The organism is Vibrio sp. Vb0304 (assembly GCF_033338995.1).
GTDB lineage: Bacteria > Pseudomonadota > Gammaproteobacteria > Enterobacterales > Vibrionaceae > Vibrio > Vibrio alginolyticus.
Window position 1 is genome coordinate 1 of record NZ_JAWOTT010000197.1, and the last position, 1,238, is coordinate 1,238.

The window sequence follows — 1,238 nt, forward strand, 5'->3', positions numbered from 1 at the left end:
CCACTTAACGGGGGCTTAATATCCGCCATAAATAGGCGAGGATTGGTGGCGTACTTAATCAGAACGGGAGCGAGCAATAACGCGCCAAATGAAGCCAGAAAAGGACGAATTGGCGTACCAATATCGGGAACATAGAGCGCCCACGCTTGGCCAAGCCCGATCATACCCAGTGCCAGCGCCGCTTGAGAAGGCGGGACACTATAAAACTGCACAAGTCTTTTCCAGTTCAAATCTACTCCGAATTGATTTTGCCCGAATGAAACGAAAAGTGATGTTTAAAACCAAATTATCTTTGGCTGCTTTGCGTGTGAAAATCGCGAACGGTGTGGAATCAGATCGTTGATTCTCTTCATCTTAGCCTGCTGCTGCCTTGCATTGCGAAACGCGAATTTTCAACGCATGTTTTGCGCAATTGTTGACTCATTTTGGCCTGTAGTGGGCGGATTTGAGTGGAACAATTGCTCTATTTTATGGCGCGAATATTAACAAGTTTAACAGGCGATGACGCCTAAACATGATGGAGAAATATCAGAGAATGAGAATTTTGTGAGTTTGGTATCGAATATTTGCGAACCGTTGCAAAATTATAGAAATGCAGGCTCCAAACATTCGTGATACTTACAAGTAGGTTTGGAGCCGGAGTGCTTTAAGTTGCCTAGGAGGCCTGATTTTCAGGGAGATCTTGTTGACGTAGCTTGTCATTTTTAAGCGTACGATGCAGCAACTGGCTGTAAATAGGTTGTCCACCAAGCAACTGTGCGACAATCACCGCCCCTAGACAGGTAATGATTAGCGGAAGAATCAGATAGTAGTTGTTGGTCATTTCGATCACCAACAAAATACCAGTGATAGGCGCGCGAACTGTCGCAGCGAACAGCGCTCCCATTCCTGCAATCGCAAAGACGCCAGGTTCTATATCAAGCGTTGGCAATAGAACATCTGCGCTTGCGCCAAATGCGTATCCAAATAGTGTGCCCAGCGCGAGCATTGGCGCGAAAATACCGCCTGGTGCGCCAGAGCCAAAGCAAAGCAAAGTTGTGACCACGCGACCAATAAACAGCAGCACTAAAATAGAGATCGAGTAGTTACCTGTTGTGACATCGGGAATAAGTGCAATACCCCCGCCCGTTAATTGAGGTACGTAAAGCAACAGCAGGCCAAATACGCCGCCCAAAATAGAGCCCGTGATCAGGTAACGTTTACGGTCGTTTTTATGAATAGCAACAAAGCTGTCTTGC

Annotated in this window: 1 protein-coding gene and 1 pseudogene; both read right to left on the reverse strand. The window is 46.6% G+C overall.

Annotated features, from left to right (window positions below; translation table 11 throughout):
- A pseudogene (locus R7P35_RS24945) lies at window positions 1–212 on the reverse strand (tellurium resistance protein); the annotation flags it as partial.
- A gap of 443 nt (window positions 213–655) precedes the next feature.
- Window positions 656–1,238, reverse strand: a 583-nt coding sequence (locus tag R7P35_RS24950; protein WP_318093064.1) for a chloride channel protein, incomplete at its 5' end; no start/stop codon positions are given.